This window comes from Rhodopirellula bahusiensis (assembly GCF_002727185.1).
Classification (GTDB): domain Bacteria; phylum Planctomycetota; class Planctomycetia; order Pirellulales; family Pirellulaceae; genus Rhodopirellula; species Rhodopirellula bahusiensis.
The window spans coordinates 1-21,917 of sequence record NZ_NIZW01000034.1 but is presented as its reverse complement, the minus strand read 5'-3'; the positions used below and the strand labels follow the sequence as shown (position 1 = coordinate 21,917).

General features: G+C 55.8%; 19 protein-coding genes. 8 read left to right on the top strand and 11 right to left on the bottom strand.

The genetic code is table 11. From position 1 onward, the window contains the following. Window positions 1-3 precede the first annotated feature (3 nt). From CEE69_RS28185 to CEE69_RS28165, 5 genes are all read left to right on the top strand, one after another. A complete protein-coding gene (locus tag CEE69_RS28185; RefSeq protein WP_233215731.1) occupies window positions 4-864 on the top strand; it encodes a DUF1080 domain-containing protein in 861 nt (286 codons plus the stop codon). Next, complete coding sequence (gene tadA, locus CEE69_RS28180; protein ID WP_099263873.1) at window positions 861-1,340, top strand: tRNA adenosine(34) deaminase TadA; 480 nt, start codon at window positions 861-863, stop codon at window positions 1,338-1,340. The genes CEE69_RS28185 and tadA overlap by 4 nt, the downstream gene beginning before the upstream one ends. A 144-nt stretch (window positions 1,341-1,484) precedes the next feature. Continuing rightward, entirely contained in the window at window positions 1,485-2,813 is a 1,329-nt protein-coding gene (locus CEE69_RS28175) for a leucine-rich repeat domain-containing protein (protein WP_099263912.1), read from the top strand. Next, on the top strand, window positions 2,813-3,385 hold the full coding sequence (locus CEE69_RS28170) for a DinB family protein (protein WP_099263872.1): 573 nt from the start codon (window positions 2,813-2,815) through the stop codon (window positions 3,383-3,385). The genes CEE69_RS28175 and CEE69_RS28170 overlap by 1 nt, the downstream gene beginning before the upstream one ends. After that, window positions 3,382-4,335 carry an ion transporter gene (locus tag CEE69_RS28165; RefSeq protein ID WP_099263871.1) on the top strand — a complete coding sequence of 318 codons (954 nt, stop codon included), beginning with the start codon at window positions 3,382-3,384 and terminating at the stop codon, window positions 4,333-4,335. The genes CEE69_RS28170 and CEE69_RS28165 overlap by 4 nt, the downstream gene beginning before the upstream one ends. Window positions 4,336-4,487: 152 nt before the next feature. Here CEE69_RS28165 and CEE69_RS28160 read toward each other — a convergent pair whose 3' ends face one another. Further along, window positions 4,488-5,159, bottom strand: a complete 672-nt coding sequence (locus CEE69_RS28160) for a tetratricopeptide repeat protein (RefSeq protein WP_233215730.1) — start codon at window positions 5,157-5,159, stop codon at window positions 4,488-4,490. A gap of 281 nt (window positions 5,160-5,440) precedes the next feature. Between CEE69_RS28160 and CEE69_RS28155 the strand changes: the two genes are divergently transcribed. After that, window positions 5,441-6,127 carry a hypothetical protein gene (locus CEE69_RS28155; RefSeq protein WP_233215729.1) on the top strand — a complete coding sequence of 229 codons (687 nt, stop codon included), beginning with the start codon at window positions 5,441-5,443 and terminating at the stop codon, window positions 6,125-6,127. Between the two features lie 27 nt (window positions 6,128-6,154). Here the strand turns inward: CEE69_RS28155 and CEE69_RS28150 are convergent, their stop codons facing one another. The 9 genes from CEE69_RS28150 to CEE69_RS28105 all read right to left on the bottom strand — a co-directional run bounded on the left by CEE69_RS28150 (window position 6,155) and on the right by CEE69_RS28105 (window position 18,696). Beyond that, a complete protein-coding gene (locus tag CEE69_RS28150) occupies window positions 6,155-7,675 on the bottom strand; it encodes a sulfatase-like hydrolase/transferase (protein WP_099263870.1) in 1,521 nt (506 codons plus the stop codon). A 61-nt stretch (window positions 7,676-7,736) separates the two neighbouring features. Continuing rightward, window positions 7,737-9,398: a sulfatase family protein gene (locus tag CEE69_RS28145; protein ID WP_099263869.1), complete on the bottom strand. Its 1,662-nt coding sequence runs from the start codon at window positions 9,396-9,398 to the stop codon at window positions 7,737-7,739. Window positions 9,399-9,500: 102 nt separating this feature from the next. Then, entirely contained in the window at window positions 9,501-11,570 is a 2,070-nt protein-coding gene (locus CEE69_RS28140) for a tetratricopeptide repeat protein (protein ID WP_099263868.1), read from the bottom strand. Then, entirely contained in the window at window positions 11,567-13,024 is a 1,458-nt protein-coding gene (locus CEE69_RS28135) for a metal ABC transporter permease (protein ID WP_099263867.1), read from the bottom strand. Before CEE69_RS28135 ends, CEE69_RS28140 begins: the two co-directional genes overlap by 4 nt. Continuing rightward, window positions 13,021-14,355 carry a metal ABC transporter permease gene (locus CEE69_RS28130; RefSeq protein WP_099263866.1) on the bottom strand — a complete coding sequence of 445 codons (1,335 nt, stop codon included), beginning with the start codon at window positions 14,353-14,355 and terminating at the stop codon, window positions 13,021-13,023. Before CEE69_RS28130 ends, CEE69_RS28135 begins: the two co-directional genes overlap by 4 nt. After that, the gene (locus CEE69_RS28125) at window positions 14,355-15,197 is read right to left on the bottom strand and encodes a metal ABC transporter ATP-binding protein (protein WP_099263865.1); all 843 of its coding nucleotides are present in this window, start codon (window positions 15,195-15,197) and stop codon (window positions 14,355-14,357) included. The genes CEE69_RS28130 and CEE69_RS28125 overlap by 1 nt, the downstream gene beginning before the upstream one ends. A 276-nt stretch (window positions 15,198-15,473) precedes the next feature. Further along, window positions 15,474-16,475: a metal ABC transporter solute-binding protein, Zn/Mn family gene (locus CEE69_RS28115; RefSeq protein WP_199169975.1), complete on the bottom strand. Its 1,002-nt coding sequence runs from the start codon at window positions 16,473-16,475 to the stop codon at window positions 15,474-15,476. Between the two features lie 65 nt (window positions 16,476-16,540). Then, window positions 16,541-17,314 carry an NUDIX hydrolase gene (locus CEE69_RS28110; protein WP_099263863.1) on the bottom strand — a complete coding sequence of 258 codons (774 nt, stop codon included), beginning with the start codon at window positions 17,312-17,314 and terminating at the stop codon, window positions 16,541-16,543. Continuing rightward, window positions 17,311-18,696 carry a transcriptional regulator gene (locus CEE69_RS28105; RefSeq protein ID WP_099263862.1) on the bottom strand — a complete coding sequence of 462 codons (1,386 nt, stop codon included), beginning with the start codon at window positions 18,694-18,696 and terminating at the stop codon, window positions 17,311-17,313. The genes CEE69_RS28110 and CEE69_RS28105 overlap by 4 nt, the downstream gene beginning before the upstream one ends. Before the next feature lie 156 nt (window positions 18,697-18,852). Between CEE69_RS28105 and CEE69_RS28100 the strand changes: the two genes are divergently transcribed. Together CEE69_RS28100 and tmk are read left to right on the top strand one after the other, a co-directional pair. Continuing rightward, window positions 18,853-19,428: a hypothetical protein gene (locus tag CEE69_RS28100; protein ID WP_099263861.1), complete on the top strand. Its 576-nt coding sequence runs from the start codon at window positions 18,853-18,855 to the stop codon at window positions 19,426-19,428. Next, a complete protein-coding gene (gene tmk / locus CEE69_RS28095; protein ID WP_099263860.1) occupies window positions 19,428-20,054 on the top strand; it encodes a dTMP kinase in 627 nt (208 codons plus the stop codon). The genes CEE69_RS28100 and tmk overlap by 1 nt, the downstream gene beginning before the upstream one ends. A gap of 721 nt (window positions 20,055-20,775) precedes the next feature. On the opposite strand, the gene CEE69_RS28085 is transcribed toward tmk, so the two are convergent. Beyond that, window positions 20,776-21,612, bottom strand: a complete 837-nt coding sequence (locus CEE69_RS28085; RefSeq protein WP_099263858.1) for a restriction endonuclease — start codon at window positions 21,610-21,612, stop codon at window positions 20,776-20,778. Window positions 21,613-21,917 lie beyond the last annotated feature (305 nt).

The following is a 21,917-nucleotide window of genomic DNA, read 5'->3' as shown; positions in this document are numbered from 1 at the left end:
TCTATGACAATTCGTTCGCTAAAGGTCTCTATCGTGCGTCCGCAATCCACTCCTTCGATTTATCTGGCTTCGTTTCCGACGCCGCGGGCATTCTTCGCGACGATCGTGCTCGCACTTGTCCCATCTTCCGCATATTGCCAGCCCGGGGGAACTCCCCCTGTGGTGGCCAATGAAGATGCCGAGTTGGGAAACGCCGAGAAATCCGCTGCCAAATGGCGTCCATTGGCGGGCAAGTGGGACGAAGCTCACTTTGGTGGGGACGGCGGAATCACGCGAGAAGATTGGAAGAAGAAACCAGAAGAAGGCTCAGCGAAGAAGCCTGCGACGGCCGAATTGTTCCGTTTGGGGATGGGCGACCCGCTGACGGGAATCCGCTGGACAGGCGATTTTCCGCTCGAAAACTATGAGCTGCGGATGCAGGCTCGGCGGACCGATGGATTTGACTTTTTCGCCGCCGTGACGTTCCCAGTTGGAAAAGAACATTGCAGCTTTGTGCTGGGTGGCTGGGGCGGCGGCGTGGTGGGAATCAGCAGCATCGACGGCAACGATGCATCGAGCAATGAGACCACCGGGTACCAAGATTTTAAGAACAAGCAGTGGTACGAGATCCGAATTCGAGTCGACAAGGACAACGTGACCACTTGGATCGACGGGATGGAATGGGCCAGCGTCAACCGGTCCGAACACACGTTTGACATCCGCATTGAAATGGATCCTTGCCTACCGTTGGGGATCGCGAATTTTCAATGCGAGAGCGAGATCCGGAGCATTGAAGTTCGCCGTTTGGATGCGGAGCCCGCCACGGAAAAGGCTGATGCATCGGCCGCAGAATCATCCACAGCGACGCCGTCGGACAACTCATGAATTTGGATCCCTTGGACATCGATCGTCACTGGATGCAGCGAGCGATCGAGATGGCTCAGTCCGCTGCGTTGGAGGACGAAGTGCCCGTTGGCGCGATCATCGTGCGATCAGGAACCGCCATTGCGGCTGCGGCCAACCAACGCGAAGCCTTGCACGATCCGACGGCGCACGCCGAGATGATCGCGATCACGCAAGCCGCCGCTTCGATCGAAAACTGGCGTCTGGAACAAACCACGTTGTATGTGACGCTCGAACCCTGCCTGATGTGCGCGGGCGCGATCCTGCAGGCTCGCGTTCCACGGGTGGTATTTGGGGCCAGCGATCCAAAGGCGGGTGCGGTGACCAGTTTGTACGAAGTGTTGACCGATACTCGCCTCAACCACCGCTGCGAAGTGACCCATGGAGTGATGGCGGATCAGTGCGGCCATTTATTAACCGAGTTCTTCTCCGCCAAGCGTGCGTTGGGGAAAAAGTAGGGGAAGAAGTGAAACTCGATTGACGCTAAAATGCAGGATCACCTCAGTCGCCGCCGACTGAACCGCCCTCCCAACCTTTCCCGAGGCCGATCGCCTCTTGCCAAAATGAAACTGAATTTGCTCTCTCGCCCAAGCCTTCGACCCATGACTTTTCATCGTTCGATTTTGACTGGACTGTTCATCGGGAGTTTGACCCTCACCGGTTGTTCCCGATCCAATTCTGATTCGGAATCCAAGGGGCCCGAAGTCGAAGAGACGGTCGTCAGCGTTCCTCCCAAAGCCACGCCGGACGATCCAGAGGCGGTGGCTGCACTGACGGAAGCTGGGTTCATTCTGACCAAGGGCAGTGACGGAAACGTGGTGGAATTCTCGATCGCGAATCAGAAAGGTGGCATTGCAGAATCAATGCAACACCTCGGCGGAATTCCGAACACCACCGAGGCCACGTTCAATGGTCCCGGCATTGATGATGCGGGAATGGAGAACCTGACTTCGTTGACCAAGCTGAATCGATTGACGCTCACTGACACTGCGATCACCGACCAGACGCTGGAAACCGTTGGCAAGATGACCACAATCGGAGCGTTGTTTCTGCGACGCACCGGCGTCACCGACGAAGGCTTGGAATTGCTGACTGGTTTGAGCAAATTGCGAGCGATCGATTTACGGAACAGCAATATCGGTGACGCTGGTATGGATTCGCTGGCCAAGATCAAGACGCTCGCTGATGTGCAGTTGGAAAAGTCCAAGGTGACTGATGAAGGCTTAGTCAAGCTTGCACCGTTGCCGCTGAAGTCGATCAACTTCAACTACTGCACAACGATCAACGGACCAACGATGAAGATGTTGGGCGAGACCCCGACGCTCGAAAATTTGCAGGGTGATTACTCCAAGATCAACGACGCTGCGATGGCTGAACTGAAAAGCCTGTCCAAGCTGAAGCGTCTGCGGATTCGTGGCTGTGACGTGACCGGGGAAGGCATCCAGCACATTGCCAACAACAAAGCTCTTGCTCGATTTGAACTTCGCGATTCTTCGGTTGACGACAAAGGATTGGAAGTCATCTCGCAACTGCCCGCTGTGACTTATGTCGATATTTCGGAATGTCGTTTGGCGTCCCCCGAAGGCATCGCTCAGTTGGGTAAACTGACTGGCCTGACGTATCTCGGACTTTGGGAAACCAAAACGAACGACGAGACGCTGGCGGGATTGGACGCGTTGGTCAATTTGGAAGAATTGAATCTGAAGTCCACTTCGGTGACGGACGAAGCATTGCCCGTTTTGATGAAAATGACCAAGTTGAAAACGTTGAATGTTGCTGGGACGCAACTTGGCGACAGTAGCTTCCTCGAGTTGGCGAAACTTCCCAACCTGAAGAGCATGAACGTTGCCAACACCAGCATCGGATTCGACGTCATCGATGAATTGGCTGAGAACCACCCTGACCTTCAAGTGATCGAGTTTGAAAACTGATGCAAGCCAATCCAGTCGTGAGCCGCTTCAAGAGTCGCCGGCCTGGCGAGGACGAGTTGTCGTCGGATTATCACCGTGAATTGGTGAGCCGTGTTCCTGGTGAATGCGTTCTGAAAGCCATGGACGACCAGTTGCACTGGGTTTGCGAATTGGCAGGCAGTCTCTCCGCTGAGCAAATCGATAAAGTCCACCAGCCTTACTCGTGGACGATTCGCCAGGTCGTTGAACACTGCGTCGATGCGGAGCGAATCGGCGGCGATCGAATGCTGCGAATCGCGGCGGGAGATCAAAACAATCAGCCTGCGTGGGATGAAAATGCTTACGCGGCGGCACGCTTTGGTTTGGGGAACATGCGAGAGCTGATTTCCGAATTGGGGTTTTGCCGGCAAGCCAACACAACGTTGCTGCGACGGATTGACCCAAGAGCATGGGACAACGTTGGAACGGTCGACGACAACCGGATCAGCGTTCGCGGGATGGCCTGGGTGACGGCGGGGCACCTGCTGCATCACTTGGAAATCATCGAACAGCGATGTGATGTTCACGTTTCTCGCGGTCCTCAAATGACATGAGCACCGCGACCGAAAAAGTGTTGCGGCGTCGATTGATCCAGCGTCCTGCTGAGCCTGGTGCCCGGCAGACGATTTACGACGTGATCTTCGAAGCTGATTCACCACTCGGTCGTGGTTTCGACATCGCGTTGCTGGTCGCCATCATCGCCAGCATTGTGCTGGTGTCACTGGAAACCGTGCCAGAATACGACTTGCAGCGAGATCCGAATTCAGCGACGCCGACCAGCAGACTTGCTCTCTGGTTTTGGGCGCTCGAGTGGGTTCTCACAATCCTGTTCACCATTGAGTACGCATTGCGACTCTACTGCGTGCGTCATCCGCTGAAGTATGCGTTCAGCTTTTGGGGGATCGTGGATCTGCTCAGCATTCTGCCGAGCTACCTGACGCTGTTGGTGGGCCGGTCAGCGAAGTCGTTTGTGATTCTTCGCAGTGTTCGTTTGCTGCGAGTCTTTCGGGTATTGAAGCTTTGGCGAATGATGAGCCAAGCGGACGAACTCGCGGATGCGGTTTGGAAATCTCGCGAAAAAATCATTGTCTTTTTGGCGGTCGTTTTGGTGGCGGTCACGATCAGTGGCACGCTGATGTACCAAATCGAAACGGTGTTGATGGGCGAAACCCACGAGAGTGATTTCACTTCCATTCCGCAAGCGATGTACTGGGCGATCGTGACGATGACGACGGTGGGTTATGGAGACGTTGTCCCGCACACCACGATCGGAAAGATCATCTCCGCGGCCCTGATTCTGCTTGGTTACTCGTTGATCATTGTGCCGACCGGATTTGTCAGTGCTGAGTTGTCCGGCAAGATTGCCGCCACGACGGAGCATCATCGGTGCGCTCAGTGCGGGTTATCAAGTCATCGAGCTGGAGCTGTTCATTGCGATCGTTGCGGCCACCGCTTGGATGAAGTGACCCCGGACGAGACGACGCCCGAAGCTTCGCCGGCATAACCAACCGATCTGCTGCGAGCGGTTTGTCGATGAGAAACTCAGTGCGCCACCGGACAGTTCGCGTTGTTCCGCTACCATTTTTAGCGGCAGGGCGCGAGCCCTCCGGTTTGACCAGCTCTAGAATTCAATCCAGGCAAACAACCAGACGGTTCTCAGCGTTCATCCGGTTTGGCCGAGGAATGCAAGTGGTCCGCATAGACACGAGCCACATCGGCCATGTAGTGAGTCATCGGGGTCTCTCCCGCTCGCTTCATAAAACGCTGAGCGTCCGCTGGATTTCCTTCCGCATCCGCGATCAGCCCCAGGTACAGATCGGCGTAGAAGCGTGCCGATTGCTTCGACGCCGGACGGTCGATTTCTTTCACGGCAGCTTCGATCTCACCCGCGTCTCCACCCGGCAAACGATCGAGGATCTCTGACATCGGAACTCTTCGGTCTCCTGGTGCAGGTAGGAGAAGCTTGCGAGCCGACTCGATATCATTGGCTTTGGCTTCGCAGAGAAAGTGCCAAGCCGCATTCTCAACATCGTTGGGATTCACGCGTCGATGAGCCTCAAACAATTCGCGTCCGTCATCGAAGCGTCCTGCGAAAAAAAGTGCGATGCCGTACTGCCAAAGGTAAGGCCGCGTGTCAGGAGATTGTTCGATCGCCTTTTCATAGTGCGGAATGGATTCGTTCACCTTCCCCGCACGAAGCAACGCATCCGCCAATGCAACCAATCGATTCGTGGCAACTGAATCATCCGGCCGCAGGTTTGATTGAGCTCGTTCGATCGCGAGTTCATGACGGGCTGAATGATCGATGCTGGGTTGCTGTGCATTCACTGGATGGCTCGCCAAGCAAGATAACGTGAACGCTGAAATGAAAGTTAGAACACGGATCGAAAGGCGAAAGGAATGGCTCATGGTCACCATGGGGGTTGAAATGAGTGAATGTGAAGTGGCATAGGCTGCCAGCCTGTGGGCCGCACTGGTGCATCATTTTCCCAACAGGCTGGAAGCCTATGCCACATGACTCAGCTTGTGTTTGGGGGTGACGATTTGATATCGCCGAAGGTGAACTGATCTGCTGAGCGTCATTCTACCAAGCACATGACTACGATCTTGTGAAACTCATTCGTCAATCTTTCGCGTGGCTCGTTGCCGGAAGTGCCTTACTGGCATCTTCGGGTTGTCGGTTGCCAACCGGCATCACGCACTCGCGATGGGCGATGGAGCATCCGGAGTACGCAGAGAAGTACGCCGAAGGTGTCCCCAAGTCGGATCCGATTGGCAAGGTGAAACAGGCCAGTGATGCCAGGTTCCTCAGTGGAGCCGAGGGGACCTACGTTTCTGCTGGGGCGGCGTATCGATCAAGCACCGGAGCCGGATTTGTTGCCGATGTGGGCAGTGAAAACTACTTGACCTCTTATCTCACGCAGCGGATCTCGCTGTCCGGTGCTGCGGGATGGGACCAAGCTTCCATCGGTCTCGACAGCGGATTGCGACTGCAGACTCCAACCCGATTGGCACCGTTCGTTGGGGTTGGCGGCTATGTTGGGATGAACTGGGAGACCGTTGATGCGGACGATGATGGAATCGACAACGACGAGGATGGATCCACCGATGAACTCGGTGAAGAAGACACCGAATACGATCTGACGATGGCATCGATCTATCCCGAAGTTGGTGCCCACTTTTGGTGGACGCCGCACGCACGGTTGACCGGGTTTGGACGTTACTGGGTCACCACCGACGGCCGCGAATCCGATGCCTGGATCGTAGGCGGCGGACTCGCGATTTTTCGAAAGTGAACCAGTCGTTGGTTGAAAGCAATCCGATCAAGGATTGACCGACGTCTCTTGCGGTTGGTCCCAAAGACGATAGGGATCGTCCAGGCGTTGCATCTCCGACAGCAGCAACGCTTCTAATTCCTGGCGTTTCTCGGCGTAGTCTGGGTTTTCCGCGAGGTCCGTTTCGAGTTCCGACTCTCGTTTGTGTTCGGGTAAGTATTCCAGCGGATTCGCGGCCAAGTTGAACAACTGAGTTTCTCGGACTTTGCCGTCCAACGCGTCGTACTTGATCAGCTTCCAATCGCCCTTCTTCACGCTTCGCATTCCCGGTTTGGTACCGCCGCAGTAGACGCCGTACAAGACGTCGCGCAGCAGGTCTTGTTCGCCACGGATGACTGGCTGAAGCGACTGCCCTTCCAGCGTCTCGGGGCGATCAATCTTTGCAAGATCGACGAGCGTCGGCAGCAGGTCGAGCAGATACAGATTTCCGATCGCACGTTTACCCTTGGGAATGTCGGGGCCTTGGATGATAAAGGGCACCCGCCAGGTGTGTTCGTACAGGTTTTGTTTGCCTTGCAATCCATGGCGACCGATCGCCATGCCGTGATCGGAGGTGTAAACGATGTAGGTGTTGTCCAATTCGCCCATCTGCTCGAGTCGGTTGAGGACCTTGCCGATTTGGATGTCGATGTTTTCGCTGCATGCAAACTCACGTCCAAGTTCGTTGCGGATCGTGCGTTCGTCGCGGCGTTCCCAGACACCACTGACTGCGACTTCGTCACGCAGTTTGGGGTGACCATGATGAAATGGATGAGCTTCCAAGTGGTTCGGCGGCAAAGCGGGTTGCTTCGGATTCGCGGGCGGCAAAGATTCACGATCGGTGTGGTTGGTCGCTCCATATTTCGCGAGCAGTTCTGGCGTGCCGTCTCGAGTGTCGTGCGGGTGTGAGAACCCGAAGTAGATCAGGAAGGGATCTTCGTCAGCGGCCGCGTCACGCTGGTCCAAGTAGTCGAGGACTTGCTTGCCATGCCACGCACTGCCGGTTTCTTCGGTCCCGCCGCGTTTGGACGCGTCTCGCACCACGGTGAACTGCTCGTTGGCGGCGGGATAGCTATTGCCCTTCTTGCATGTTCGCATCGTGTCGTAGCCAGCTCGGTTGAAGATGGCCGCCATTGTGTATTCGGGCAAATCCTTTGGTGCCAAACTTTCGTCTGGATAGCGAACACTTGGATTGTTGCGTTTCTTCTTCGCGTTGGGGCGTCGCTGTGGGATATGCCAAACGGTGCGTCCCGTCATGATCATGTGCCGCGAAGGTGTGCAAACGGCGCCTGACCAAGCGCCCATGTGGTGAGCCCCATCGAACACCATCCCAGATGCGGCCAAGCGATCGATGTTGGGTGTTTCGAGCGGTGAGTCGGGGTTGTAAATCTTCAGGTCAAGCGGCGATTGATCATCGACGACGATCACCAAAAAGTTCGGGCGTTCGTCTGCAGTGGAAGGCGACGCAACTGCGATGGCGAGCACCGCGACGAGAGGTAGCCATCTCAGGCCAAGGTTGATGGGATGCATGGGAGTCTCTTGGGGATGAGAACGAAGGGTGTCAGTTCGGTTGATGATTCACGGTTGTCGATCAGGGACTGGGTTGGGAGTACTCGGACGGATCCATCCATCGGAGGTCTTCCCAGTAGCCGGTATCATTGGGTTGAGGTTTGCCAGGTGTGCTTCGGCCGTTGAGGACGATCTTCGTCAACGCGGCTTGTAGCCGACGAGCAACTTGTGGGTGATCGGAAGCGATGTCTTTGGTTTCCGCGGGATCACTGGCAAGATTGTAGAGCTCGCCTTTGTCTTTGAACCGATTCGGAGCGATCCACTTCCATTTGCTAGCAGTGATGGCGAATTCGCCTCGAACGCCATGGTTGATTAGTGGGGCTCGGTGATGTTCGTGGGACGGATCTAGCAGGATCGATGCAAAGCTCTGGCTATCTTCCGCGGCATCATCTGGAAGTGATTGCCCGAGCAGTTCGGAAACGGTCGCCAACAAGTCGACTTGTCCGACCAAAGCATCGCTGGTGCGTCCGGGCTGTTGGATGCCGTTGGGCCATCGAGCCAACATGGGAACCCGATGGCCACCTTCGTAGATGTCGCGTTTGCCGCCTCGGTAAGGGCCATTGCTATGGTGGCCAAAGTCTTGAATGCGTTGCTTCCAGGATTTTTCCGGGCCGTTGTCGCTGGTCAGGATTACGAGCGTGTTGTCGCTCAATCCAGTTGCATCCAAGTGGTCGAGCAAACGGCCGAGATGGTGATCCGTTTCGATGACGAATTCGCCATAGCCACCGCAATCACCTTGCCCCCAAAACTCGGGCAGCGGGCAGACGGGATAGTGAGGCGAGGTCAGCGGCAGGTAAAGAAAGAACGGTGGGTTTGTGGATGTTGATCCGGTCGCCGGTTCAGCGGTGATTTCCGTGATCCACTCGATGGCTTTGTCGGTGAATCGCGTCAGGCACTGATTGTCGATGAAGTCGTCGGCCACCTCGATGGTGGTGTTTTTGAATCGTTTTCGTGCCTCGCCTTCGGTGTCGAGGTAAGGCGGTTGTATGCGATAGTCAACATGGCGTTTGTTTGGTTTCTTGCCAGTCCATGATTTGGGCGGGACCGCGGCGTGACGACCATCAAACCAAGCCAAGACGCCGTAGTTCAGCGAGGCGGGGATGCCAAAGAAGTGATCAAATCCTTTGTCGAGTGGCATATCGCGAACTGGTTTTGACCAATCGCGATTTTTGGGTGTGCCGGGGAACTGCATGCCAAGGTGCCACTTGCCAACCATGCCGGTTTGGTAGCCTTGGCCGCGAAGGAATGACGCCAGTGTCATGCGGCCGTCGGCGATCAAGCATTTTCCCTCGGCATTCATGACGCCTTGTTTGAGCGTCGTCCGCCAACTGTAGCGACCGGTCAGCAATCCGTAGCGTGATGGTGTGCACACGCTGTCGCTGGAGTGGGCATTGGTGAACGTCAGACCTTCTTTCGCGAGGCGGTCCATGTTGGGCGTCGCGAATTTTGCGTCGGGGTTCATGCTGCTGACATCGCCAAAGCCTTGGTCGTCGGTGTAGACGATGATGACGTTGGGGCGTGTGTCTGTTTGAGTGGTTGGAGGGCTCTGTTGTGCAATGACGTGAGTTGGGATGACGGTGCAAACCAGTCCAAACACAAGGATCGCGATGGAGCGAGGGCGACCAATCGGCGAAGCAAACCGAAACGGAATGAACGACAAAATCGAGGACAAGTCCGAACGCATTTGGAAACCGACATCTACTTGGGAAGCGAAGAATACAGGGGCGATTGTATTCCAATCCCATGTCGGGTTTGAATCTCGTGTTCATTTTCCCACGACGGTCGTTCACTGCTGCTGGGGTTGAAGACGTTCCGCCCGGCGAAAATACTGCTCCGCTTTTTCGGTGTTGCCAAGTGCGTCATGCATGGCACCCAGGTTGTACGTGGCACTCAGATGATTGGGCACAATTTCCAACACGCGTTCGAAGTAGCCGATGGCGTCTTCGGTGCGTTGCTGATTCGCCGCGATCACGCCGAGGTTCAAGATTGCACTGACGTCATCAGGTGATTCGTCCAGGATGCTCTGCCAAGCTCCCATCGCGTCCTGCCAACGCTGAGCAGACATCAGCACCCTCGCCAGATTTGTGCGATGTTCCATTCGCTCGGGATCCAATTGCGAGGCGGTTTGAAACAATTCGATCGCCTCCTCGTTTCGACCCTGCGCGGCTCGGAGCGTTGCCAAGTTTCCGTAGGAATTGGCGTAGTTCGGATCGATCTCAATGGCTTGGTTCAGAGTCGCTTCGGAGGCCTCAAAGTCTCCCATCATTCCTTGGGTTGCCCCGAGTCCGTTGTAGGCTTCGGCGAGTCCCGGGTTGAGTTCCGTGGCACGAGTGTAAAGCGAAAGGGCTTCTTCCAGGTCGCCTAGGTTTTGACGGGCCTGTGCCAAGTTGATGACTGAGTCGGCAAAGTCTGGTTTGATCTCCAGCGACTGACGCAAATGAGTTTCGGCCTCGAGGTAGTCACCACGCCGGTTCAGCAAGGCACCCAAGTTGTTGTGAGCCATGAATGAGTTGGGGTTTTTCTCAAGCGTGTCACGCCACAGCACTTCGAGTCCGCTGTAGATCGTCGCTTGGCTGAAAGAAACCGTGGCGAGCAGCAACGCGGCCCCAGCCGCCATCAACTTGGGAAGGTGCCGGCCCAAGCCATATTCTTCGTCGTCTTCGTCTTTGGATTGAAGCCACGTCGCGACCGCACCGACAACCAGAGCGATCAATGGGACGCTGGCCATGTAGGCGAAGTGGTCGGCAACAAACGAGAAACGCATTGGGTAAACATCGAAGAACCCCAAAGCAGGAAACAGTGTGCCGGCGTACAAGCACACCGCCGCGATCGGACCACGACCCAAACGGTGACGCATCAAGAACAATGCAACCATCACAGCAACTGCAGCAACTGGAAACGCGTTTTGCCACCAGGATGTGACGTCGATTTCCCATCGTGGGTACGTGAAGATCAGCTCCGTCGGCCAAACCAATTTGCCGGCGTAGAACCAGAGGGCTCGTCCGGCGATCAGGACGCGTTGCCACGGGGACAGCTCCCAATCAATGCCGCTGGCCCCGACCTGGAACTTCTCAAGCCAGACCGTGAGCAGGCCCATTCCAATCCCGATTACGAAGAACGGAAGCAGGGCGGTGAAGTCTTTGACTCGCACGGTTCCCCGCTTCCACCAGATCATCACGATCAACGCAGCAGGCAAGGTGGACGCGACGGTCTTGCTCAACAAAGCGGCGATGAAACAAATCAAAGCCAGGGCATACCAACGACGATTCCTCGGCGTTGATTCGTCACTTGGTTCCGGCTGACTGAAGTCCCAGTACCTGAGCCAACAAAGGATCGTCAGCAGTGTGAACATTCCCGATAGAACGTTTTTGCGCTCGGTGACCCAGGCGACGGATTCGACGTGCATCGGGTGGACCGCAAAGAGCAACGCAGCGACGTAGGCACCCGGAACGGAGAACCGCGAGAGCAATCGCCACAGCAGCAATGCGCTGATGCAGTGAATCAGAACGTTGACCAAGTGATAGCCCATCGGGTTCATGCCCCACAGGTGATTCTCAATCCAAAACGAACTGTGAACGATGGGGTAGTACTGGGGCGTTGCCGATGGATCCGTCCAGATCGCGACCAACCCTTCGATGGAATGCAGGGTTGGGTTTTCGGTGACGTAATCGTCGTCATCCCAAATGAATCCGCCCTGGATCGCAGGCAGGTAGGCATTCGCAGTCAACGCGAATAACGCGGCGGACAATATCCAGGTCGTCAGGACGCTTGAGGTGAAGAGGTGTTCTCCGGTCGCGGGTTCGCCATCGAGCGGTTCGTTCGTGGGCGGTGGACCGGATTCAGAGCTGGCACTCATGAGTGTTTGTCGCTTGCCGAGGGAATGGGGCTGCCGTGCGGGTCTTTCTCTGGTGAATCCGTTTGATGATCGAGTTGATCTTGCAGTTGCCGGTCGGTGAAGTGTTCGAGCTGGTGGGCTTGTTGGTGAATGCGGCTTCCTTCCAAGTCGACTCGCGTGACCAAGTACTGTTCCCACAAACGGTGAGAACGAACCAACGATTCCGCTTCGGATCTGCCCACCTCGGTCAGCTTCGGAACCAAGACCTCGGAATGTTCTTTCGCAGACGCCTCGCTAGCTTCAACCGCCGACGCATCCGCCTGAGTCGTTTCGAGGCGACCGCGCCATGCGTGATACTTGACCGCGGACTTGATTGCGAAACGGTTGGTCAGCAACACATTCGCCATCCAGGCATCGAGGTCGGCTTGCATCGCCATGGCGTCGGCGATCGGTCGTTCGTCCAAAGTCTTCTCTTCCATTCGGTACAGCAACGCCAGCACATCGTCGGTGAGAATCGTCCATCGCAGCCACTGTTTGCGGAACCACTGGGGGACCAATCCGCGACGTGGCGAACCGACCACGGCTAGCGTGAACGCGAATCCGGTGGCGACCGCCATCATGCCGGCGGTGGTGGTGCTGCGGAAACCGAACCAAGTTGGAATCTCTACGGCGGCCACGTGACCAACCCAAGCCGACGCGGCGCCGATCACGCAGGCCAATAAGATCATCATGCCAAGTCGATCGGTCAGCAAATACGCGGTTGCGGCAGGAACGACCAGCATTGCAACGACCAGAATATTGCCCACGCTCTCAAAGCTGGCCACGGCGGTCACCGCGACCAAGGTCATCAACACGTAGTGGATCGCTTTGGCCGAAAAACCGCTGGAGGTTGCCAGCTCAGCGTCGAAGGTCGCCATCTTCAGTTCTTTAAAGAAGAAGATCACAAACGCTGCGTTGATCAACGTGACAATCGACAGCACGACCACGACTCGCGGGACATTGGTTTCACCGAGAATGGGGATTGGGATCGCCCAGGTATCCAGCGGCGTTGATTCAATGGCTCCATACAGAACGCATCCCGGATCGAGGTCAACTCGATCGGCGGCGAGCACGATCATGATCAAACCCGCGGCGAACAACGTTGTGAAGACGACGCCCATGGAGGCGCCCTCGTCGACTTCACCGCGAACGTGAATCCAGTCGGACAGCAGTGCCGTGAGAACGCCGACAATGACGGCGCCGAGGAACATCCAGCCACTGCTTCGACTGCCCGAGATGAGAAATGCGGCGGCCAAACCGGGTAGTACCGCGTGGCTGATCGCGTCGCCCAGCAGGCTCATCCGGCGAAGCACCAGGAAGCAACCAAGAAGCGATGATGCGACCGCGCACAGCATTCCCGCCGCGACGATCCAACCATCGAGCGCCCAGTTCCACTCGATCATCCAAAAAGGTGTTGAGTCAGCCAACGCGATCATGCTTCGACTCCTTCGGCGGATGAAGCGTGAGGGTCCGTCGGCATTCGTCGCTCACCCAATTCGGCGTTAAGCAGCGATTCAAGTTCCGCAACGGTTTCTGGTTCGAGCACGTGTTCAATCGCATCGGCGTCCCGGTCGACTCGCTGAGGAGCGATGTCGGCGTGATGAATCAAATACAGTTCCCACAACCGGTGGCGTCGTGTTAGTCGGCGAGCTTCGGATTCGCCGCGTTTGGTGAGGGCAAACTCCATCTTGGTGATGTTCTCGCTCACCCATCCATCGTTGGAAGCTTGATCCAGGATTTTGCGGAGTCGTTTGTTGGACCAACTGCGGGCCTGAACCAGTTCCTCCCACGAAACCGACAGCCGGCTGGGGTCGTTCTCAAACAGTTCATAGAGTTCTCGCAGAAGGTGTTGACGATCGATGCTGGCGTTGAGAGACCGACGACGCCACATGCGAATCAACAAACCGCGGCGAGCCCCAACAAAGAAACTGATGAGGAAACCAACACCGGTGGTCAACACGATCATCGCGCCGCTGGGCAATCGCGGCAGCATCGCGCTGGCGGCGGCTCCGATCAAGCATCCCGTCATGCCGATGGCCGATGAAAGCACCATCATCCAAACCAATCGGTCCGTCCAAAACCGAGCCGATGCGGCGGGAATGACCAACAGTGCAATCACCAAAACCAATCCGACGGCCTGCAGTCCGATGATCGTGATCACGACCACCACGCTCATCAGTGCGGCGTCGAGCAAGACGACCGGGTAACCACGCGAGCCCGCGAAAGCCTCGTCAAAGCACAGCAGTTTGAATTCTTTGAACAGACCCACGCAAACGACCACGCAGATCAACGAAGCGACCGTGATCAACCACGCATCGCTTTCGACCATCGAGGCGGTCTTACCATAGATGAAAGATTCCAGCCCGGCTTTGTTGCCGTTCTTCATTTGCTGGGCAATCCCCAACAGTTCCAAACCCAATCCAAAGAAGACGCTGAGCACGATTCCGAGAGCCGCGTCCTCCTTGATGCGAGTGCCGCGACGAATGATCAAGATCGAAGCGATTCCAAACAAGCCCGACACGGTGGCGCCCGCCAGCAAGACAGGCAGCGAACGTCCATTGCCGCCCATTGCCGAGACCCAAAGGAATGCGATCGCGATTCCGGGTAGCGCCGCATGAGCGAGTGCATCGCCGACCAATGCGCGACGGCGAAGCAGCGTGAAGCAGCCCACCAAACCCGCAGCGAGCCCCAACATCGCGGCGCCAAAGATCACGACTCGTGTGTTGTGATCCTGCAGACTGATCACACGCCAAAGTTGTTCGGTCATCAGATTGACCGTTCCCGGCGACGCATCGCTTCGGTGGCTTCGTCCAGCAACGTCAATCGTCCACCATAAGTCTTCTGCAGATTCTCGCTGGTGAAGACTTCGTCGGTTTTACCTGACGCGACGACTCGCATGTTCAACAACACGACGTAGTCAAAGTAGTCGGGGACCGATTGCAAGTCGTGGTGAATGACGACCGCCGTTTTTCCATCCGCGCGCATTTGGCGCAGCAAATCGATGATCGCAGCTTCCGTCGCCGCATCAACCGCAGCCAGCGGTTCGTCCATCAAGTAGAGATCCGCATTCTGCACGAGTGCTCGTGCCAGGAACGTGCGTTGTTGTTGGCCGCCGGAAAGTTGACTGATTTGACGATGTGCCAGGTCCGCAATGCCAACGCGTGCGAGCGCTTCCCGAGCCATGTCGCGATGCTTCTTCCGAACCGGCATGCACCAACCCAATTGTCGATACAGTCCCATTGTCACCACGTCGAGTGCATCGACTGGAAAGTCCCAGTCCACGCTTTCGCGTTGCGGGACATAGCCCACACGGCCACGTGATTTGGAATAGGGTTGCCCAAAAAACTCGACTCGCCCGGACGCTCGCGGGATCAGGTCCATGGCCGCTTTCAGCAGCGTGCTTTTGCCGGCTCCGTTGGGGCCAACGATTCCAACCAAGTTGCCCGCTGGGATCTCAAGCTCGACATCCCAGATGACTGGTTTGCGATGATAGGCCACCGTCAGATCGTCGACCTTCAACGCGATCGAAGACGAACCTTCGCCGTCGCCGGTTGATCCGGCGGGTTTGTTCGAAACAAAGGAGTCGGCGGGGGTGGCGGACGAACTCATGGACTAACACTGAGGGGCTGGACTAGCGGGCTGTTGATTGAGTTGTATACCGAATGACAACAATTAGCCGATGGGCGTTAGCCCCGGTTGGCGTCTGGTCAACCGTCGCTAAGGAACCGTTCGGAATCAAGTTCGGCTTTAGCGGAGCGGCGCGAGCCGCCCGGTGTGTCACCGGAGGGCTCGCGCCCTTCCGCTACCTTTTAAATCCCGAAGTTGTTTCCGAATGGTTCCTGACGCGGTGCGGCTCATTAAATCAACAGGCTGCTAGGACGAAATCTAGTTCGGGGCGTTCGATGTTTCGGGTGTCGTTTCCGCGTCCATGCCGAGTTTGCCTCGCAATCCTTTTTCGGGGGCGTCGCCTCCCAAGGCTCGGGTGATCAAAGTCACATTGTGATCAATCATGCCCAAATAGGTTCCTTCATAGGTCCCTGCTTCGCCGGCTGCGTCGGAGTATAGTTCGCCACCAATTGTGACTGTGTGCCCGCGGGATTTGGCACCATCGATCAAGGCTTGGATGCTTTTTCCGTTCACGCTGGTTTCGACAAACACGGCGGGAACCTTCTTCTCGACGATCAAGTCAACGAGTTGGTTGATGCGTTGCAGTCCGGCTTCTGAGTCGGTTGAAATTCCCTGCACACCCATCACCTCGATGTCATACGCTCGTCCGAGGTAGCCAAACGCATCGTGCGAGGTGATCAGGATGCGTTGTTCCTTCGGAATCGTTGCGAGAGCGGCTTTCGCATCCGCGGCGAGATTTCGCAATTCCGCTTGGTAGTTCACCGAGTTCTTCTCGAATGCATTGATGTGCGAGGGCAATTCGTCCCCCAAGACTTTGGCGACTTTGTTGGCCGTCAGCGACCAAAGTTCAACATCGAACCAAACGTGTGGATCGGGATGGTCGGTTTGTTGAGAATCGGACAACAGACGGCTGTCGTCCAGGTCTTCAGTCACCGCGAAAACGGGTTTGTTCTTGCCGACTTTGGCAAACGTGTCGGTCATTTTTCCTTCGAGCATCAGGCCCGAATAGAACACGACGTCAGCTTCCAGAATTTGAGCGACGTCGTCGCGAGTCGTTTTGTAGAGGTGCGGGTCGACTCCGGGCCCGAGCAACACGGTGACCTCGATCTTGTCGCCACCGATTGCTTTGACAACGTCGCCCACCATCGCGGTGGTCGCGAGAACTTGCAGTTTGTCGCTCTTGGTTTTGCCGGCTGAATTGACGCAGCCGCCGGTCGCTGACAACACGAGGAGCAACATCAACCCGATGCAAGTCCGCATTGTTTGTCGGGCAATCGCTGAGTACATCAACGATCGAGTAGCAGGGATCATTTTGTTCGTTGGTTTCATTTGGAGACCTGCTTCTTACGTTCTCGCAGCCACTTTTCAACCGCAATTCGATTGGACGGGAACGCCATGTTGTTCAGTTCGCGTTTGGTTGGCACACACCATTTGAACTCGCTCAGTTCGGCAAGTTCCAATTGGATTTTTGAATCCGCGGGAACCTTGCATACAAAGAACAAATCGATCACGTCGGCGGTCACACCGGCGTAGGTGTAATTGTTCGGTCCAGTCGTCAATAGTGACAGTTCGGTCAATTTCAACTGAGTCTCTTCGGCAACTTCACGGTGCAAAGCTCCCTCGATGGATTCGCCTCGATCGACAAAGCCACCCGGCAATCCCCATTGTCCTTTTCCCGGGTCGCGTGCTCGACGAACGAGCAACAGTTCTTGGGCTTCGTTGACGACCAGGGCTCCAACAGCAGCGACCGGTCCGAAGAAGAATGCGAAACCGCACTCCTCGCAACGAAACGGGATCGCACCAGGGTTGTCATTGGGTGTTCGACAAGACGGGCAATAGCGAAACGCCTTCTCGATGCGTTCTTGCGAAGGTTTTGCCGACTTGGAATCCTTCTTACGAACGCTTTTGACGGCGGACTTTTTTGCCGCCTTTTTCTTTACCGATTTCTTCGCCTTCTTGGCGGCGGGTTTGGCGACACTCTTGTCACTGGCGGGGTGAGCGGCGGGATGTGCTTTGCGAGAAGACTTCTTCGCTGATTTTCGCGAAGTTGATTTCTTGGCTGACTTTTTGACGGTGGCTGCGCTCGGTTTCTTCTTCATGGTTCAACCTCCTCATCGGTCATGGAGAAGGCAACGATGGATTCGGTGTGGTAGTGCGCCGCACGCAATACTCCGGCACCATTGAGACGTGCTCCGAGCGTTCGAAGTTCTTCGACCGAATGGATGACTCCCATCCCGAGTGATTCGATCACGTCATCGTCCAGTTGGCAGTGCAGCAGAACATGCCCATCCGCAATCAATTGATTCCATTGCTGGGCCAAAGGTGTTTCGGTATCCCAGCTTTTGAAAGCCGTGTCTTGATCCAACGCGGCGGTATTGTTCTCTTCGGACTCGGCATCGTCGGACTCCGTTTCGGTATCGCTGGACTCAATGCCAATCGGCGGTTGTCCAAGTTCACGCATCCACACGGGACTGGGCGGTGTGTCGACTTGCGACCAAATCACAATCGTTCCACCAGGTGTGACGTGGCGTCCGGCGGCGATGGCTGCGCGAGCCAGGTTGGCCCAGGTTTGCGAGGTTTGATCTCCATCGAGAGCAGCGACCACCATTTCCGCGGTGGGAACCGTCTCGCTGACGGTGGGCGAAGCGGTCTCTGATTCGTCGCGGTCCCAAGCTTCTTGGTCCGCCGTTTCTCCACTGGCGTACAAGTTGGTCAACTCATGGCGCAAAGCATCTGGCGTGCCCGCGATCAAGCGACCAAGTTCGCCGGCGGCGTCGGCGGAAACCAGCATCATGACTTGCACGCCCAGCAACCAAGCCGCTTCGGACGGTTCCGTTGTCACGCCCGTTTGGTACCGATGTTGGGTCGCGGCGTCGGCGAAGAGTGGAAAGATTCCCGTCGGGTCAATGTTGTTGATTGCGTCACGGGCTCGCGCGGAGAGGATTGGCAAGGTGAAGTCGGCGTCGACCAAGTCCTTTGCCAAGTAGACCGCTTCCGCGTTTTCATCCGCAACGATGTAACGCAGGCTTTCGCGGCGATGGGGTTCGTGGCGAACCACCTCGACCTTCATCGGCTTGAGGGTTGCTTGGCCGGACTGCACCTCGTCGAGTGTTTCTTGCAGTCGTGAGACCAAGGCGTCGTCGGCTTCGTTCCATAGCACGACGCTGACCTTGCCCGCGTTGGCTTGGCCCAACAACGACAGCACGCCGCTCAGCACATCCGAAATTCGTGGGACGTTGGGGTCGACCGCCAGGGCCACATGGTCGCCCGGAACAATCGCTTCAACAACGGTCGGGAAGTCCGCCGGCGTTTGCAACATGCTCTCCGCCAGCTTCGCGATCGCTTCAGGTGAATCGTTGACGGGTTGTGAACGAGCCGAGAAGGAGCCCGCGACGGCGGCAGGTCTCAACTCCCACAATTCGCCTTCGACCGCCCCGCGGTAATCCTGGGCGGAGACGACTGGCAACGAAACACGTTTCATGGAACAAGTGGCTAAAATGAACGGGATGACCAATGGGATCAGGGCGACCCACGCGGCGCTGAGATCGAATGCGGTTATCGTATCGAATCGCGGTTCCTGGGGTGACCCCAGCGAAACGCAACCTGGCGGCTCTCTTCCTCTTTTCTGGCTCTCACGATGACTCAACTGCTCGCTGAACAACCGCTCGTGATTTCGATCATGCTGGGGGTTTTGGCCGCTGCATTGATCTACAGTTGGTTGCAAACGGGCAAAAAAGCTTTGGTGATCAGCGGCTTGGTTTGTGCCGCTTTGATCCCTTTGGCCTGGGTCATCGCCGGCAACTGGGTGACTGACGAAGAACGCATTGAAACCTTGATTTACGATGTGGCCCAAGCCGTCGAAGAGGAACGCTACGATGACGTGGTGGAGTTGATTGGTGCCGAGAAAACGAAGGCCCAAGCCGGAACCGAACTGCAACGCTATGAATTTGAGGTCGCCAAAGTCGGCAACATTCGATCCATCAAAATGGTGCAGGGGGCCGTTCCTCCGCAAGCCAACGTGGACATGACCGTGAAAGTGACCGTCAGCGAAAAACGGGGGTCAATCAAAAATGTCTCGATCCCGCGACGACTGATGCTGACGTTTGAAAAGAGTGGCGACCCCAACGCGGCCCACGGTGGTTGGGTGGTGGCTGAATACGCTCATTTGCCGATTGTGGGCAAAGCCGATGCCTATTCGACGGGGACGTTTTGATGACCCAGGAGCCATCTCACCCGTACCCGGGTCGCTTGATCACACTGGACGGAATCGACGGGGTTGGGAAGTCGTCCCAAATCGAAATTTTGACCGAGCGTTTGCGATCCGAAGGTCGTGAAGTGCTGTGCGTTCGAGATCCCGGATCGACGGATTTGGGGACAAAGCTGCGTGCGATGTTACTGGACAGTGATCTGCAAATGCATCGTCGCACCGAAGCGATGTTGTTCATGGCCAGTCGCTGCGAAATGATTGAATCGACGCTTCGTTCGGCATTGGCCGATGGAGTGACGGTGATCAGTGACCGGTTCTTGCTGGCCAACGTGGTCTATCAAAGTGTCGGCGGCGAAGTCGATTCGCAAACGCTTTGGAGACTGGGACGATTAGCGTGTGGTGGCATCCAGCCCGACGTGACGCTGTTGCTGGATCTACCCGCTGAGATCTCGATGCGACGAGTCGGTGGCGAACCCGATCGGATGGAATCGCGAGGCGTGGACTACATGGCCAAGGTCCGTCAAGCGTTCTTGGACGAGTTGCCCAACGCCGGTGGTCGCACCCACGTCATTGACGCCTCGGGAACGATCGAAAGAGTCGCCGAAGCCATCGCAGCCATCGAGCTGTTTTGATTCAGCCTGTAGATCTCTCGTTCCCGCACGCCTGAACGGCATTGATCGTTGCAATGGCAGCTGCCGGGTGACGGAACGATTCAGAATGTGGCTAGCATCTTGCAGGTTGTTTCCAAATTTGTCGAAGAGGCAGGCTCACAAAACCACGTTCACTTCAGCCGCAGGCCGTTAGGCCCGGTTATCGCGCCAGCATTCAAGCCAATCCAACCTTGCAGCCAACCGCGAACTCGCCCACCACTGTCCACGTCAACCGCAACGCTGCTCACGAAATCTCCGCTCGCATGCTTTCACGGTGCAGAATGTCAGCAGAATGGAGGTCTATTCTGGGCGTCTGAATGGCAACGATCTCGTCGCACGGCAATTCCCGGTTGGAATATGTCGAGCTAAGTTCCCGAAAGAGATCTTCCCGTACTATTTCCATAATCTGAAAAGGCTTTCTGCGTTTCCGCCCTTTGGTACTGTGACCTTTCCGTTTTTCCATGGACCCCGCAGGAAAAGCGGTTGTGAGAATCAACTCGGAACGAATTAGTCCAGCAGCAAACCAAAAAATCGTTCACAGACAATCGACGGGCGCGGGAGTCATAAATAGGCGAATGGAAACAACAAGGACCCCCGTCCGCTTTGATCTCGTCACTAACTAGCTATCGATCAAACAGGACACAACGAACAACTCTATAAAACAAATCGTGCCTCTGCCTCAGTTGGCTTAGGTCAACCAAAATTACGTTCGATCCATGTATGTTCCGTCGTGCGAATTCGAAAACAATAACCGCAGAGCCTCCGCTAAGGCATCTCCGAATAGCACATATTCCGATTGAGTAATTTTGCCGGACGGGATGTAGTCGCCATTCTTAGCCATATCCCACTCGGCCTTGAGCAGACGCTCATCAAAGTGGTTGAGATTGAGATTCAGCCAGTTGATCAGCTGTTGGAAACTGTAGGCGACAGACTCGCCCTTGCGGTCGGTGAGGTACATTTCCAAATCAATGGGATACTGGCGATTTTCGGCCAAAACTATCGCGGTGTGAGCTTTCATGAGTATTTCGGCGGCAGAAAATTCGCCAGACCCAAATACTCGCTCATGGCGAAGACCGTATTTAATCCTTCTGGACTTTGAATGTGCCAAACAACGCTTTTCGGTGAGACGCAATCTCTGTTTGTATGACTCTAGGATTTCGCTTTCAACAAGCTCTCTCGTATGTTCCCTTAATTCTTTAAAAGTTTTCAAAGTCACGTTCGTGTTGTCTGCTGCTTCGTACGCCCCTTTCTGGAATCCGCTCGTCGATACGATGAACGCTCGGTCTGCGCCGACGTCATCTGCGATCGTTCGCAGTGCGAGTACGTGCAACTTGGTGATTTTTGTTTTCCAGTGCTTAGCCTCGACTATCCACTGAAGGTTTTCACCTAAAAAACGTGTGCGAACGAGAACGTCAACATCATGAATGGTCCGAGCACCCTGAACTGACACATTTGTTTCAGCATCAGCGCCCAGCGAAAGAAAGTGCTCTTTTATGTCTTCCTGGAATTTAAACCAACCAGCTGTTTTATAAGTATCCATTCTAAAGCCTCGGCGTTTAGCAGTTCTCCAAAGACGCGACCAGTCAGGTTGCTTCACCGGTCAGTAGAGAGGAACCAAGAGAACCTAGCATTTCACGCGGTGTGTTGAACAAATCCAAGCCAAATGGACCTAGCTAGCTAAAAGCGACTGTCTCATGAAGCCGAGGCCGTTCCCGCAACTTATTCTTCCATCGAACATACCAGGCAAGAATCAGGTGGGATGCCCCCATTTTCTGTACCAGGCGTTATGAAAGATTGGGTTGGGGAATTGGGATCAGTGATTCGCAGTGCTGCTGGAGTGAGGCC